The 14,104-nt window shown below is 31.2% G+C and carries 18 protein-coding genes; 10 read left to right on the plus strand and 8 right to left on the minus strand.

Features of this window, described 5'->3' with window-relative positions:
• The first annotated feature begins 88 nt into the window (after positions 1–88).
• From TD29_RS06945 to TD29_RS06960, 5 genes are all read left to right on the plus strand, one after another.
• The gene (locus TD29_RS06945; protein ID WP_040279773.1) at positions 89–538 is read left to right on the plus strand and encodes a ferritin-like domain-containing protein; all 450 of its coding nucleotides are present in this window, start codon (positions 89–91) and stop codon (positions 536–538) included.
• 136 nt (positions 539–674) lie between these two features.
• The gene (locus TD29_RS17840) at positions 675–1,388 is read left to right on the plus strand and encodes an SOS response-associated peptidase (protein WP_152611480.1); all 714 of its coding nucleotides are present in this window, start codon (positions 675–677) and stop codon (positions 1,386–1,388) included.
• 111 nt (positions 1,389–1,499) lie between these two features.
• Positions 1,500–1,661: a DUF1328 family protein gene (locus tag TD29_RS06955; protein ID WP_040280108.1), complete on the plus strand. Its 162-nt coding sequence runs from the start codon at positions 1,500–1,502 to the stop codon at positions 1,659–1,661.
• Between the two features lie 25 nt (positions 1,662–1,686).
• Positions 1,687–1,824 (plus strand): hypothetical protein, encoded by a 138-nt coding sequence (locus TD29_RS18680; protein WP_162835818.1) that lies wholly within the window; start codon positions 1,687–1,689, stop codon positions 1,822–1,824.
• 69 nt (positions 1,825–1,893) lie between these two features.
• Positions 1,894–2,460: a hypothetical protein gene (locus tag TD29_RS06960; RefSeq protein WP_040279774.1), complete on the plus strand. Its 567-nt coding sequence runs from the start codon at positions 1,894–1,896 to the stop codon at positions 2,458–2,460.
• Positions 2,461–2,597: 137 nt separating this feature from the next.
• Here the strand turns inward: TD29_RS06960 and TD29_RS06965 are convergent, their stop codons facing one another.
• The gene (locus TD29_RS06965; RefSeq protein ID WP_152611481.1) at positions 2,598–3,089 is read right to left on the minus strand and encodes an arsenate reductase family protein; all 492 of its coding nucleotides are present in this window, start codon (positions 3,087–3,089) and stop codon (positions 2,598–2,600) included.
• A 114-nt stretch (positions 3,090–3,203) separates the two neighbouring features.
• On the opposite strand from TD29_RS06965, the gene trxB reads away from it, so the two are divergent.
• Complete coding sequence (gene trxB / locus TD29_RS06970) at positions 3,204–4,181, plus strand: thioredoxin-disulfide reductase (RefSeq protein WP_040279775.1); 978 nt, start codon at positions 3,204–3,206, stop codon at positions 4,179–4,181.
• A gap of 122 nt (positions 4,182–4,303) precedes the next feature.
• Here the strand turns inward: trxB and TD29_RS06975 are convergent, their stop codons facing one another.
• From TD29_RS06975 to TD29_RS07000, 7 genes are all read right to left on the minus strand, one after another.
• Positions 4,304–5,137, minus strand: coding sequence for a GIN domain-containing protein (locus TD29_RS06975; protein WP_241485253.1), 834 nt, complete (start codon positions 5,135–5,137; stop codon positions 4,304–4,306).
• Between the two features lie 159 nt (positions 5,138–5,296).
• Positions 5,297–6,028, minus strand: coding sequence for a head GIN domain-containing protein (locus tag TD29_RS06980; protein ID WP_052467009.1), 732 nt, complete (start codon positions 6,026–6,028; stop codon positions 5,297–5,299).
• Between the two features lie 23 nt (positions 6,029–6,051).
• On the minus strand, positions 6,052–6,549 hold the full coding sequence (locus tag TD29_RS06985) for a nuclear transport factor 2 family protein (protein ID WP_040279777.1): 498 nt from the start codon (positions 6,547–6,549) through the stop codon (positions 6,052–6,054).
• A 110-nt stretch (positions 6,550–6,659) separates the two neighbouring features.
• Positions 6,660–8,522 carry a PspC domain-containing protein gene (locus TD29_RS06990; RefSeq protein WP_040279778.1) on the minus strand — a complete coding sequence of 621 codons (1,863 nt, stop codon included), beginning with the start codon at positions 8,520–8,522 and terminating at the stop codon, positions 6,660–6,662.
• Positions 8,515–8,859, minus strand: coding sequence for a PadR family transcriptional regulator (locus TD29_RS06995; RefSeq protein WP_040279779.1), 345 nt, complete (start codon positions 8,857–8,859; stop codon positions 8,515–8,517). Before TD29_RS06995 ends, TD29_RS06990 begins: the two co-directional genes overlap by 8 nt.
• Entirely contained in the window at positions 8,856–8,987 is a 132-nt protein-coding gene (locus TD29_RS18820) for a hypothetical protein (protein WP_262501108.1), read from the minus strand. The genes TD29_RS06995 and TD29_RS18820 overlap by 4 nt, the downstream gene beginning before the upstream one ends.
• 54 nt (positions 8,988–9,041) lie before the next feature.
• Positions 9,042–9,491 carry a DUF4870 domain-containing protein gene (locus tag TD29_RS07000; protein WP_040279780.1) on the minus strand — a complete coding sequence of 150 codons (450 nt, stop codon included), beginning with the start codon at positions 9,489–9,491 and terminating at the stop codon, positions 9,042–9,044.
• Between the two features lie 144 nt (positions 9,492–9,635).
• Here TD29_RS07000 and TD29_RS07005 point away from each other — a divergent pair, with 144 nt between their 5' ends.
• The 4 genes from TD29_RS07005 (at position 9,636) to TD29_RS07020 (ending at position 13,839) form a co-directional block, all read left to right on the plus strand.
• Positions 9,636–10,091, plus strand: coding sequence for a DUF4442 domain-containing protein (locus TD29_RS07005; RefSeq protein ID WP_040279781.1), 456 nt, complete (start codon positions 9,636–9,638; stop codon positions 10,089–10,091).
• 130 nt (positions 10,092–10,221) lie between these two features.
• A complete protein-coding gene (locus TD29_RS07010) occupies positions 10,222–11,019 on the plus strand; it encodes a TIGR00266 family protein (RefSeq protein WP_040279782.1) in 798 nt (265 codons plus the stop codon).
• A gap of 96 nt (positions 11,020–11,115) precedes the next feature.
• Positions 11,116–13,458: a DUF7619 domain-containing protein gene (locus TD29_RS07015; RefSeq protein ID WP_052467010.1), complete on the plus strand. Its 2,343-nt coding sequence runs from the start codon at positions 11,116–11,118 to the stop codon at positions 13,456–13,458.
• A 183-nt stretch (positions 13,459–13,641) separates the two neighbouring features.
• Positions 13,642–13,839: a hypothetical protein gene (locus TD29_RS07020; RefSeq protein ID WP_040279783.1), complete on the plus strand. Its 198-nt coding sequence runs from the start codon at positions 13,642–13,644 to the stop codon at positions 13,837–13,839.
• Positions 13,840–14,104: the final 265 nt, after the last annotated feature.

Genomic DNA, 14,104 nt, shown 5'->3' on the forward strand with positions numbered 1-14,104 from the left:
TCTTAATTTCGTGATGAACTTAAAAGTTAATGATGTAAATCGATAGACATCAATAAATAAGCTGTCGTATAATTTAAAATTTTACATGATGAGTACATATACTGAAGAAGTAGGAAAAAAATTAAATAATTTATTAGAAAAAACATACGATGCAGAAAAAGGATTTAAGAAAGCATCTGAAAACGTAGAACACGCAGCTTTAAAATCATATTTTAATCAAAAGGCTCAAGAACGTTATAACTTTGGGCACGAATTAAAAAGTGAGTTAACTGCTTTTAATCAAGATATAGATAAAGGTGGAAGCGTAACTGGAACAATGCACAGAGCATGGATGGATGTAAAATCTTTATTTTCAGCCGATAATGAAGAGTCTATGCTTGAAGAAGCGATTAGAGGAGAAAAAGCATCGGTAGATGAATATCAAGATGTTTTAAATGAAACTAGTTTACCAGCAAGTACGCAATCTATTTTGGCTTCTCAGAAAAACACGATAGAAAACGGGTTATCTAATATTAAAACTTTAGAAGATTTAAGATAATACTAGATTTTTAGTACATCTTAATTGATTGATAGCAAAAGGCACCTTTATTAAGGTGCCTTTTTCAATTGAAGACATTTTTTCATTATTTAAGTCAATAGGTGTTTCGATTTATCACGTAATTGTAAATAAAAATATGTTCTATAAATTATCTAATACGAGCACATTACCTGCTATAGAAGATGAATTTAATATCACTTTTAAATACCCAAATGTCTATGAGCCTAAAGCGATAATAAATGGTTTATGTGAATCTAATTTACCAATAATAACTTCGGAAACGCCTTCGGCTATAGATTATGCAATTTGGGGATTATTACCAGAAGGCTATGATGACGATTGGCAAACATTTCAAGGATTTACAAATACTTTGAATACCAATATTGATGACGCTAATTTTAATAAAGAAATTTATTCAAAATCCTTAGATGAAAGACGATGTCTCATCATAGTTAATGGTTACTTTACTTCAAAACTTGTAGATGGTAAATTACAAGCCCATCATATTCATTTAAAAAATCATGAACCCTTTTGCATTGCAGGTATATTTAATAAAATCCAGGATGGATTTTTAACGTGTTCCATACTAGTTACCAATGCAGGAGTTGAGTATAATCATATTCCTAACTTAGGAAATCAGAAACCTTTAATTCTAAAACGCAAAGATCATAGCGCTTGGTTAGATTCTAGATTAAAAATTAAAGATTTAAGGTCATTAATTGAAACACATGATAGGTTTAAATTTACATCGCATCCCATTAAAGATCAATTTTATAAAAATACTAAGCTGTTTAAGCGTATCATTAATAATGATCATTATCAAGATATTATTAAAGTATATAGAAACTAGTATTAGAGTTAAACATCTCACTAAATGAGCAAAATAGAAGCTCTAAAAATGACGATATTGCAGTATAGTAATCTGATAGACAGTTTATTATTTAACTTAAAACTCAAAATTATGTTACGTTGGACAATCACATTTATAGTAATCGCAATCATTGCAGCAGTATTAGGATTTGGAGGAATTGCAGGAGCAGCAGCTGGAATAGCAAAAATTATATTCTTTATATTTATTGTACTCTTTGTACTATCTCTTTTAAAAGGAGTCGTAAAAAAATAATTATTAACTAAAACAACAATCAATTATGAAAAAATTAGCAAAAGTATTTTTAATACTATTTACAATCTCAACAGTATTTACAAGCTGTAGAGAAACCACAGGAGATAAAGTCGAAGATGCAGTAGAAGATGTTGCAGATGATGTAGAAGATGCGGTAGACTAAACACATATAACTATTAAAAGCCTCTATTTAGAGGCTTTTTTTGTGTAAAAAAATTAATGCAATCTCACCATGATACAATTTCTTAAAAACAACAAACGTGCTATTTATGGCGGACTTGTCACTTTTATGATTATAAGTTTAGGCGTGTTTATGTTGGGAAATATTTCTGGGTATGAAGCTATCAAGCTTTTAGAAACGTCTCTTAACGGGATTAACATGTTGTGTAATACCATTGTATTAGCATCTGCAACAATATTAGCATTATTATTGACATTACTTGGTGTTAGCTCTGGTACATCATCAAAATTAAAAGATGTACATTATTTAGAGGTATTAAATATTGCGAGAATTGATACCTTTTTATTTATTGTAACACTTATCATGTTTCAATTATTTAATATCCCAATAACAGCATCAACTGAAATTCCAACAGGTTGGTTTAGTATAATCTATTGGGTAACCTTGATTATTTCGTCAGTTTTGAGCGGTACAATGGTTGTCGTTATATTGATGTTATTTAATACCATTAAAAATATCATTTTAATTGTGGGCTTAAAACAAGATCATGAGCTTATCTATTCTCAAGAAGAAATAGATGAGCAAAAAGAAGAAGAAAAGGAGAATTCTAATAGCTAAAATGTTTGTTTTTATTTCTGAAATGTCTCAATAACAATCGAGTTAATAAAGCTGAAAATCATTTAAGAATATAATCCAAACTAGACGTATTAACGTCATATTTAAATTGAAAATTATCCTTATAAATTTACAAAATACTATACCGATTTTTTATCATCAATCCCTTTACTGTTCGGTTCTAGTAGGTTTACTATTTCCGAAGCATTACGAATATGAACACTTTTATTTCCTAAAATAGCGATTGGCCAATTAAAAACTTCAGGCGTGTTATTTAAAACATCAATCCAATCGGTCTCACTAAAGTCGGTGTTTGATGCATTATCATGATAAGTTTTAAATACGGTTTTATCTACTAGGTCGCCAATACTAACATTTAAAAGTACGGCAAGCTCTTTCCATTGGGTACCAGTGACGTTAGTTTTTGATATATCTATCTCTCGTAAATCTTTTAAAGACGCCTTTAAATAGGCAAGTGTTTGTTTGCCAATACTAGATGTCGAACTATAATAAAGTGTATTCATTCTGTCGTGTTTTGCTATGATTCCCATGCTCATTAATTTATGATATAAAAATAATTTTAAACAGGCTGTAGTCTTAACTCTAATTCTAAAAGGATTAACTCTATTCATAGGTTTACATCATAGATAAACCAAATAAAGCTATAATAACTGTTAATAACTTTGACGTAAGCTTTTATTCAAAACACCTACTTTTGTTATACATAAACTGAATACTATAAAAACATGTCAGATACAATAGAAAAAGTAAAATGCCTTATCATAGGATCTGGTCCTGCAGGTTATACAGCAGCCATTTATGCTGCAAGAGCCAACATGGAGCCAGTACTTTATCAAGGTACACAACCAGGCGGACAATTAACAACAACTAATGAAGTTGAAAATTTTCCTGGATATCCAGAAGGGATTACTGGACCTGCAATGATGCTCGAGCTTCAAGCTCAAGCAGAACGTTTTGAAACAGATGTTCGAAATGGTTGGGTCACAAAAGTTGATTTCTCTGGAGATGTGCATAAAGTTTGGGTAAATGATACTCAAGAAATTCACTGTAAAACAGTGATCATTTCTACAGGAGCATCAGCAAAATATTTAGGTCTAGAATCAGAACAAAAGTATTTAAAATTAGGTGGAGGCGTTTCAGCTTGCGCAGTTTGTGATGGGTTCTTTTATAGAAATCATGAAGTTGTTATTGTTGGAGCAGGAGATAGTGCTTGTGAAGAAGCACACTACTTGTCAAAGCTATGTAAAAAAGTGACAATGCTTGTTAGAAGAGATGAGTTTAGAGCGTCTAAAATTATGTCAACTAGAGTAAAAAATACCGAGAATATCGAGATTTTATTTAATACCGAAACCGATGAGGTTTTAGGTGACGGTCAAGTAGTGACAGGAGTTAGAGCTTACAATAACAAAACCAATGAGAAGTTCGAAATACCAGCTACTGGATTTTTCGTAGCCATTGGTCACAAACCTAATACAGATATTTTTAAAGGCTTTTTAGAGCTTGATGAGACTGGTTATATCATTAATAAACCAGGAACATCAAAAACAAATATAGAAGGTGTTTTTGTTTCGGGTGATGCAGCAGATCATGTGTACCGTCAAGCAGTAACTGCAGCAGGTACTGGTTGTATGGCAGCTTTAGATGCTGAGCGTTATCTTGCAGCAAAAGAATCTGATTTTGAGTTTGTAACACCTCAATACTAAACGTTTAATCGTTTTTTGATATATCCTCAAAAAAATCCGAAGGTTTTAAATCTTCGGATTTTTTTTATGTGATAAATCTATTTTATACCGTTGCCAATGGCAGCTTCGGAAATATGATAACTCTACTTTTCTTTCTTTTGTAGTTTAACTGTTCCTGTAAAAGTATTAATTGTGATTTTAGGATTTCCGAAGAGATAAATCTCACTAGTACCAGAAGCATCAATTGCAATAGTATCTAATGCTTCTAGGTAAATATTACTTTCCATTTCGGCAAGCACAGTGCTATTATTGGTTGTAAAATTTTTACCGTTTAATTGCGCATTATTGTCGGTTCTAAGGTTTAAGTTTTTTACAGTACCTTCTATATTTGCACTTGCACGTTGATATAAATCCATTTTTACATCTGTAGCATTTATAAGTGCATCCATTTTTGTGTTATCACTAATTTCAACAGTGACGCTTGGAGCTGTAATGTTAAGTTTAACTTTAGATTTTTCGGTACTTGTAAAACTAAAACTGTTTGCTTTTATATTAAGATAAGCTCTCGCAGATCCACTTGTTTTTAAAGACGCATTATTTAGTTCTAATGAAGTTAATGAGCGAATTTCGCCATTGTTTTTAACCTCAATGTCAGAAAATGAGTCGCCATAATTAACTTTAATATTTAGTTTTTTGTAACGAATCTCACGTGTTGTTGAAATGGTAAGCACGCTATCTACAACATTAATATTGATATATTCGTGTAGGTTACCATCTGTTTCAATTTCTACTGATGGCTTTTTGTTGTAGAAAAGTTCAACTTCAAAGTCTTCTCCAACTACGATTTTTTTAAACCCATCAATATAGGTTTGTTCTATCGTTAAGTTTCTATCACCTTTTATTTTTTCTTCGTCTTGAGCAAAACTCATAGTGCTAAAACCAAAAACAAGTAATAGAAGTAATGTAATGTTTTTCATTATAATATGTTTCTAGAACTAGTATTTACTTTTTGGTATAAAACAAAACGAGAATTCTAGTTCATTATTAAAGCAAATATAAAACAAAAACCATCCCAAACTTGATTTGAGTTTGAAATGGTTATAAAAAAAACAAGTGATTGGTTGATTGTTAGGTGTTTATTGTTTTCTTACATGACCTGCTGAGCTATCAGAAATACTTTCATTTTTAGGGTTTCCGTAGTATTTAATATCGCCACCACTTGTTGCACTTGCTGTAAGTTTTTCTTCGGCATGCACTATTACATCTGCTCCACTTGTTACAGATGCAGAACATGATTGAGAAATTAAATGTTGGGCATCTATATCGCTACCACTAGTTGCAGATGCACTTAATGTATTGGTTGTTCCTTTTACTCTCAAATCGCTTCCGCTTGTCGATGCTAAGGTTGTAGATTGCGCATCTAGTTCAACTTCAAGATCTGCACCACTTGTTGTGCTTAGTTTAATTGTATCTGCTTTTAATGTATTAGTAGAATATACATCACTGCCACTTGTAGCGCTAATTGCAGTTAAATCTCTAACATTAACCATAATCTTTTTAGACTCAGATCTTTTAATGTTCTCTTCGGAATATATTTTTAATACACCATTTTCAATTTCTGTAATTATAATATCGTGTAAATTTTCATCTGCCTGTACTTTTAAGGATGGTGATTCACTTTGTGTGAGATACACGTCTAAGCCTCTACTAACTTCAATTTCTGTGAACTCTTCAGATAAAGTACGGTCTTGGGTTGAGACATTTCCGTTTCCAGTGACACCATTTGTGCCAAAGTTAACGTCGAAATTGCAAGAAAATAGCAATAGACTCATTAGTACTGCGATTGTGATTTTTGTTAATGTTGTCATGATTGATTGTTTTAAATTGATGGTTATTGTTGTTTCATTTGATGGTCAAAGCTTAATACACGCTTTAAATACCAATTGTTGTTTTCTAAAATCCAGAGATGTGAAAATTGCGCTGTACTGCCAGCAACTTTGGTTTTGTTGGTAGTTTCAAAAAATTTATGAACTCCTTTTTGTAGGGCTCCATATAATGTTCCATTGTTATATAAAAGGAATACTTCTAATTCGCCTACCAATGCTCTAGTTGACTTATGTGTTCTATTTGATTTGCAAATTCCTTCTTTCATTGTTTTTATAAAGGCTTCTTTAGAATTTATTAATCCGCCTTTGTCGTGATAAAACTCGAAGTCATCTGCAATTAAGTCGTCTAGATGTTGCAATTCACAGTTGTTAAAAGCGCGCTCAAATATGAGGCTGTCGTTTGCTTTTAGTGTTTCATAGACTTCAGAATTTTTATCAGCCTGAGCTTGTGTTAAGGCGATGTTTCCGAAGAAAAATAAAATAAAGTAAATGGACTGTTTCATTTTTTGATGCTGAATTTTGTTCAGTATGATAATTACGGTTCAAATATTTAAAAAATGGTTGGTTAGTTAAATTTTAAGTACTCGAACCGTTGGTTGATTAGATTGAACTGTTAATTATCGTCGTTTTCTGTTGTAATATTTATACCATTATCGTCTATATTAACTTTTATGGTTTCGCTTTCTGCTTGGATGCCATCTTCATCGATTTGAAGGCTACTATCGTCAGATTTTGCTTTAAGGCCATTTTCATTAATGTGTAATCCGTTGTTGTTGTCATTCTCTAGATTAACTTCGGTTTTAAAGTCATCTTCAAGTGGGCAATCTAAACACTCTACACCATTGCTAATGATTTTGAGATGATGTTCTTCCATATTATGATCGAGTATATCATTGTAATAATAATCGTTACTATGATAATGATAGGTGTTATCATCGGCATAAAGAATTGCGCCTTCTGGTAAATAAACGGTGACCGTAATTTTTTGATCTTTTCTACTTTCGTCTAATGGTATCGTTAAATAGTTGTCTAATAACAATTCATTATTAGCTAAACTATAATTATAACGAATGTTTTTAGCTCTGTTTTTGGCATCATCAAAATCAATACCTCTTGCACTTCGTTCAACTCTTATTTTGGCAATACTATCTTTTGTAGATCTTACAATAAGTCTAATAGCCTGACTGTATAATATTTTTTCGTCATTGTCATTATAAGCTGTTTTGAAATTATGAAATCGTCTAGAATAGCTACTTGTAATTAAATCATTGTTAGTCATTCTAATGGTTAATGTATCACTTGCGGTAATAGCTGCTAATTTTTCGGTTTTAATAGTTGAACCTTCTTCTTTATAACTCAATCCAAATTTTATAAATGTTATAGATAAAGCAATAAATGAAATGATCCATAAGCCTAATAATGTGTACTTGGCTGTTTTACCAATAGACTTCATGTTAGAGATCAATATTTTGAGCCCTAAATAGAATACGAAAAAGGCTATAATACCAAAGAAAAAGAATAACAATATTGACATTAACCAGTGTGGCATACCAGAAGTATCGGTAACACTATAAAAATCTACTCCAGGAAAATGTACATTGTCCAAGAAACTCAAACTAAAAAGACTAATAATTAGTGAGATAATAGTTACTGCTCCCACAAACATGATAATCAAACCAAAGAATTTAGCAAATAACTTCAAAAAGAACATAAAAATATTACCAATAGCTTCAAAAAATGAGCTTGATGATGATTTAATACGTTCACTTTGACGTGGGAAATCTGCCTTTTTTACACCTTCGGAAATGGAGTCAGACACAGTATCTATGCCTTCTTTAATTTTGTCGCCATGCTTTTTAAAATCTACATTTTGAACAGCATTGGATACGCTATCAAAGCCGTCCTTGATTTTTTTTTCAATGTTTGAGATATTGACTTGCTCACCCTTCATTTGTAATTTTTCAGAAGTGGTTACAGCCTCAGGAACAAATATCCAAAGTAAAATGTACAATAACACACCTGTTCCAGCTCCAAAAATGAGGAATACCCAAATTAATCTAACCCAAAGTGCATCAATACCAAAGTAATGACCTAAACCAGACGAAACACCTCCTACATAGGAGTTATCTGTATCTCTATACAGTTTTTTAGACCTAGAATTTTGCTTATTTGTATATGATTTTTGTTGAGGTTCATCATCAAAAATTTCATCATCTACAAGATAGTCTTCAGGTTGTCCCATGATGGTGATAACATCATCAACCTCTTTATTACCAATTACTTGTCGTTCGTTTTGTACACGCTCGCTAAATAATTCTGCAATACGTGCTTCTATATCTGATATAATTTCAGAACGACCTTGAGAGTCTGTAAATGAACGTTTTATAGCCTCAAGATAGCGCTGTAATTTTAAGTATGCATCTTCATCTATATGGAAGAATATACCTGCTAAATTTATGTTGACTGTTTTATTCATTAGTTTGTTTTTTTTGTCGTGTTACGATGTTAACTGCGTTTTGTAATTCATTCCAGGTTGTGGTTAATTCTTTTAAAAATAACTGTCCTGTCTCTGTAAGACCATAGTATTTTCTTGGTGGTCCAGATGTAGATTCTTCCCAACGATAATTGAGTAATCCAGCGTTTTTAAGCCTTGTGAGTAACGGGTAAATTGTACCTTCTACCACAAGTAATTTTGCGTCTTTGAGTGTGCTTAATATTTCAGCTACATAGGCATCATCATCCTTTAATACAGATAATATGCAGTATTCTAAGACACCTTTTCGCATTTGCGCTTTTGTGTTTTCTATTTTCATACGTTTTCTCTAATGTTTTTTAAATGACTTCGGAAATTGGCCTGAACCACATCTTGTGAGTCCAATACTATTTGTGAAGACTGACGAGACATTTTCCGAAGTGATTTAAATTTTAATAAACTGTTCATTTTTTGATTGATTGATGGTTATTTGTAAATAGCGAGTGATGAAGTCGCATGATATTATTTTAAAAAATTGATGGTCAATGGATATTCATAAACCTGGCCATCTTTAGCTTTTATACTTGCATTAACAATTAATAAAAGCTCAAGAATAAAACCTATAACAGCAAGAAACCCTAAAATTCCTCCAGAGATTAATAATAAAGGAGAAGGCTCATTAACATTAATATGAAAATCATGTAAACCATGAAAATCTATAAAGTCTAAACCGTTAAATACTTTGAAAATAAAAAACGGAATAGTTAACGTGCCAATAACTATAGTATACAGTAAAATGCTCATTTGAAAGTTAATGGCTTGTTTACCATGCGTATCTATAAAGTCTGATTTGTCTTTATTCATAATCCATAAAATGATTGGTCCTATGAAATTTCCTAACGGAATTATAAACCTGCTAAAGGTTGATAAGTGAATAAAAGTGGCAATGTTTTTTTGATGATTAGTTGTCATGATGAAAAAGCATATAGTAATTTCTTATACAAATATATGTCTTTAAAAAGGTATTATGTTACGCATAGTACTTAAATTTAACATAATATTAACAAACGGTTATGTCGATAATTTTCAATATTTTAGCTGAAATATCCACTCTCAATGACTATATCTCCTAGAAAACTCAATACATTCTTACTATTTAAATTGCCATCTGCTTTTTTTTGTGGTGTGCGAACAAAATCATTAAATGAAACCACATGTGTGGTTACTGTAAAACACAGATGGTTTAATCAAAATCCTTTTAATTCTATGTTTTGGGCAGTACAAGGTATGGCAGCAGAGCTCACCACTGGAGCTTTGGTCATGACAAAAATTAAAGCAAGTGGTCAACGAATGTCTATGCTTGTAGCTTCAAACAACGCATCATTTACAAAAAAAGCAACAGGTAGAATTTTGTTTACATGTAATCAAGGTGATATGATAGATGTTGCAATTTCAAAAGCAATAGAAACAGGAGAAGGTCAAACCGTTATATTAAACTCTAGAGGTGTTAATAGTGAAGGTGTGCAGGTTTCAGATTTTAATTTTGAGTGGACACTTAAAGTAAAGTCTTAGTTGTTAGAATTTTAATTAGCATATAATTTAATTAATTTTAAAAATCCTTGTAACAATCAAGGAAACTATTCAACATATAATTAAATCAACAATCATTACTGAATATGTTTCGGTAAAAAACAATCAAAAAATGACATCACACGAAATCGATTACAGAATTTACGGAGAAGAAATGCAATATGTCGAGATAGAACTCGACCCTCAAGAAGGCGTTATCGCAGAAGCTGGAAGCTTTATGATGATGGACGACGGTATTAAAATGGAAACCATCTTTGGAGACGGTTCTCAAAAGGATACAGGTTTCTTCGGAAAAATTTTAGGCGCAGGTAAACGTATTCTCACAGGTGAAAACCTATTTATGACGGCCTTTTACAATAACCTCACAGGCAAACGAAATGTCTCATTTGCATCACCTTATCCTGGAAAAATTATTCCAATAGATCTAACAGAATATAGAGGGAAATTTATTTGCCAAAAAGATGCATTTCTTTGTGCAGCAAAAGGCGTTAGCGTTGGTATAGAATTTTCTAAAAAATTAGGTCGCGGACTTTTTGGAGGCGAAGGCTTTATCATGCAAAAATTAGAAGGTGATGGTATGGCATTTGTTCATGCAGGAGGCACAACAGCAAGAAAAGTATTGCAAGCAGGAGAAACCTTAAGAGTAGATACAGGTTGTATTATTGGGTTTACACAAGATGTAGATTACGATATAGAATTTATTGGAGGAATCAAGAATACAATATTTGGAGGCGAAGGTTTATTCTACGCCAAATTGCAAGGTCCAGGAGTTGTTTATGTACAGTCATTACCATTTAGTAGACTTGCAGGTCGTGTAATTGCTTCACTGCCAAGAGGTGGTAATAGCAAAGGCGAAGGCAGTATTTTAGGTGGTTTAGGAGATATTTTGGATGGTGATAATCGTTTTTAAAACGTAACTATTGTAAGAAATATATTAAAAGGTTGTGTTTTTCGCACAACCTTTTTTGTTTTGTGTAAATTTGACTCTAAACCTATACCTGTATTTATGAAAAAAATAGTAACGCTTCTTATTATGATTTGTGCTATGACTTTTGGTCAAGCCCAAACTATTGAATTTACAGATGATAATTTTAAAAACGCTTTAGTAAATACAAACTGTGCGTTTTATGTTTCATGGCCAATAAATGGTGGTTATTCAACCTATGATGTTGATAGTAATAATGATGGTGAAATACAAGTTTCTGAAGCCCAAGCAGTAATTGGCTTGCGTATAGATGATCAAAATATTACTTCATTAGATGGTTTAGAATATTTTACCAATCTAGAATATTTAAACTGTGAAGGTAATTTACTCACAGCTATAGATATAAGTAATAATTCTATTTTAGAATATGTAGAATGTGATGAAAATGAGATTATAGATTTAAACGTTTCTAATTGTACGAGTTTAAATACTATGATATGTAACTTAAATCAAATTACTAATATTAATCTCGCAAATACACCAAGTTTAGCGTTTTTGAATTGTTCAAATAATGAACTATCAAACATGGATCTTAGTGAAAGCGCAAATCTAGATACGGTAGTAGCAACAGGTAATCCTTTTGTATCTTTTGATGTCACTAATAATCCAATTTTAAAATTTCTTTCTATATCATATAGTCCAATAACACAATTAGATGTTAGTCAGAATCCTATTTTAGAAAATTTAGGATTTCAATATTGTCAAATATCTAGTATAGATTTGAGTAATAACCCTAATCTTATACAGTTGTATGCAAATAATAACCAATTAACTAATTTGGATGTTAGCAGTAATACTAATTTAGAAAGGTTGTGGTGTTTTAGTAACCCATTAGATGTCTTGAATATAAAAAATGGTTCTATAATAGATTCGTCAGAATACTATAATCTGGATATAGCAACTCTAAATTATATTTGTGTTGATGAGCAAGAAATAGATCAAATAGAAGCATTAATAAACTCAAACACTAACGTTAATACATATTGTTCATTTGTGACAGGAGGTAATGGATATTCTGTTTTAGGTGATACTAAAGTAGATCTTAATCTTGATGGTTGTGATATAAACGATGACTTGTATCCTAATCTCAAGTTTAGTATTAATGATGGTTCAAGCCTAGAATCTTATATTGGAAATGCATCAGGAAACTATGCTCTATCGGTTGCAGAGGGTTCATATATAGTGACTCCAATACTGGAGAATTCAAATTATTATGCTGTATCACCAAATAGTGTTTCAGTCGATTTTCCTTCCGAAGTAAGTCCGTTTATTCAAGATTTTTGCATGACTCCTTTAGGTGTTTTTAATGATTTAGAAATTACGCTTATACCAACTAATTTAGCCATACCAGGATTTGAATCGACCTATAAAATTATATATAAAAATGTTGGTGTTGCGTCGTTATCAGGATCAGTAGAATTTGATTACAATTTTGATAGTGATTATATGCAATATGTGTCTTCTATCCCTTCGGAAACATCTATAAGTAATAGTATGGTGTCTTGGGAATACATCGATTTGGCACCTTTAGAAACTAGAGAGATTTTAGTGACATTTGAACTAAATACTCCTACAAATTCTAATTTTCCACTTAACTCAGGTTTTGAATTGAACTTTGCAGCTACAGTTTATCCACTACAGGATGATGAAACTCCAAATAATAATGACATGGGTTTAAAACAATTTGTTGTTAACTCATTTGATCCAAATGATATAAAATGCTTAGAAGGAGACACTATTGGTCCTGATGATGTTGGTGCGTTTGTACATTATATGATACGTTTTGAAAATTTAGGTACAGCCAATGCAACTGATATTGTAGTGAAAAACGCTATTGATACTGCAAAATTTAATATCGACACTTTAATACCTTTAGATGGAAGTCATGAGTTTTACACCAGAATTAATGATAGTAATGATGTAGAATTCATTTTTGAAAATATCAATTTGCCATTTGATGATGCAACAAATGATGGTTATGTGGTTTTTAAGATTAAAACACTAAACACATTAGTACTTGGTGATACATTTTCTAGCCAAGCAGAAATATATTTTGATTTTAATGCGCCAATTATCACTAATAATTATATCACAGAAGTTTCTGAAGATAATTTAAGCACTAACGCGTTTAGTGTATTAAAAACTAAAGTACATCCAAATCCGGTTTTTGACAATCTTACCATTGAGAGTGATACACGTCTAAATTCTGCAAGTATTTATGATATTAATGGTAGAGTGGTATTAAATAGCCAATTTGACGATTCTCATTATTTATTAGATTTAAGTGAACTCCAAGCTGGAATTTACTTTTTAAAGGTGTTTTATGCTTCTGGTCAACATACTTTAAAGATATTTAAAAAGTAGCTTGTTTATTGGTTATTAGGCTTAGTTTTAATAACTGAGAATTTTAATTTAACGTTTCGTTAGCTGTTAAAATTTTGAACTTTTGATGAATGATTTAAAATTTTTATTACATTTATGAAGTAATAATTAAGATAAAGCCTATACAACACATCTACTTTTATTTAACCTAAAAACTAAAAAAGAATGGCAAGAGCAATGTTTGAGTACACTAAAACTGTACTTAGTAAAGTCAGCTTTGACAGCACATTGTTTTGTAAAGAATTACAAAAAGCACTTCAAAGATTATTACCATACGAAATTGAAGAGCTCAAGATTTATATTAAATCATTAATTCTACAAAACCCTGAATTAGATCAATGTTTAATTTTATTAAAACCATAATAAAAAAGCGACTTAAATGTCGCTTTTTTTATGGTTCAATTTTTTGCATAGATACAAGGCATTTAAGTTTAATATCACGATTTACGTCAATGTAAACGCATGCTTTAATTTAATGATATAGGTAATTTTTGGCTCAATATTTTGGGAGGTTTGACTAATTTATAAATGCCCCAAGTTTTTTAAAACAAAACTAAGGAGTATATCAAATTATTCTGCAAGTATAGATATTGCAGCCTGTTATAGAGAAGACGCACCTTTAAATTAA

Source organism: Psychroserpens damuponensis, from assembly GCF_000826655.1.
Lineage (GTDB): Bacteria > Bacteroidota > Bacteroidia > Flavobacteriales > Flavobacteriaceae > Psychroserpens > Psychroserpens damuponensis.

Coding starts and splice junctions, on each gene's coding strand:
- TD29_RS07020 (WP_040279783.1), top strand. CDS start 13,642: ATGGCAAGAGCAATGTTTGAGTACACTAAAACTGTACTTAGTAAAGTC.
- TD29_RS07015 (WP_052467010.1), top strand. CDS start 11,116: ATGAAAAAAATAGTAACGCTTCTTATTATGATTTGTGCTATGACTTTT.
- TD29_RS06995 (WP_040279779.1), bottom strand. CDS start 8,859: ATGAAAATAGAAAACACAAAAGCGCAAATGCGAAAAGGTGTCTTAGAA.
- TD29_RS06965 (WP_152611481.1), bottom strand. CDS start 3,089: ATGAATAGAGTTAATCCTTTTAGAATTAGAGTTAAGACTACAGCCTGT.
- TD29_RS07005 (WP_040279781.1), top strand. CDS start 9,636: ATGACTATATCTCCTAGAAAACTCAATACATTCTTACTATTTAAATTG.
- TD29_RS18820 (WP_262501108.1), bottom strand. CDS start 8,987: ATGAACAGTTTATTAAAATTTAAATCACTTCGGAAAATGTCTCGTCAG.
- TD29_RS07010 (WP_040279782.1), top strand. CDS start 10,222: ATGACATCACACGAAATCGATTACAGAATTTACGGAGAAGAAATGCAA.
- TD29_RS06975 (WP_241485253.1), bottom strand. CDS start 5,137: ATGAAAAACATTACATTACTTCTATTACTTGTTTTTGGTTTTAGCACT.
- TD29_RS18680 (WP_162835818.1), top strand. CDS start 1,687: ATGAAAAAATTAGCAAAAGTATTTTTAATACTATTTACAATCTCAACA.
- trxB (WP_040279775.1), top strand. CDS start 3,204: ATGTCAGATACAATAGAAAAAGTAAAATGCCTTATCATAGGATCTGGT.
- TD29_RS06990 (WP_040279778.1), bottom strand. CDS start 8,522: ATGAATAAAACAGTCAACATAAATTTAGCAGGTATATTCTTCCATATA.
- TD29_RS17840 (WP_152611480.1), top strand. CDS start 675: ATGTTCTATAAATTATCTAATACGAGCACATTACCTGCTATAGAAGAT.
- TD29_RS07000 (WP_040279780.1), bottom strand. CDS start 9,491: ATGACAACTAATCATCAAAAAAACATTGCCACTTTTATTCACTTATCA.
- TD29_RS06960 (WP_040279774.1), top strand. CDS start 1,894: ATGATACAATTTCTTAAAAACAACAAACGTGCTATTTATGGCGGACTT.
- TD29_RS06985 (WP_040279777.1), bottom strand. CDS start 6,549: ATGAAACAGTCCATTTACTTTATTTTATTTTTCTTCGGAAACATCGCC.
- TD29_RS06955 (WP_040280108.1), top strand. CDS start 1,500: ATGTTACGTTGGACAATCACATTTATAGTAATCGCAATCATTGCAGCA.
- TD29_RS06945 (WP_040279773.1), top strand. CDS start 89: ATGAGTACATATACTGAAGAAGTAGGAAAAAAATTAAATAATTTATTA.
- TD29_RS06980 (WP_052467009.1), bottom strand. CDS start 6,028: ATGACAACATTAACAAAAATCACAATCGCAGTACTAATGAGTCTATTG.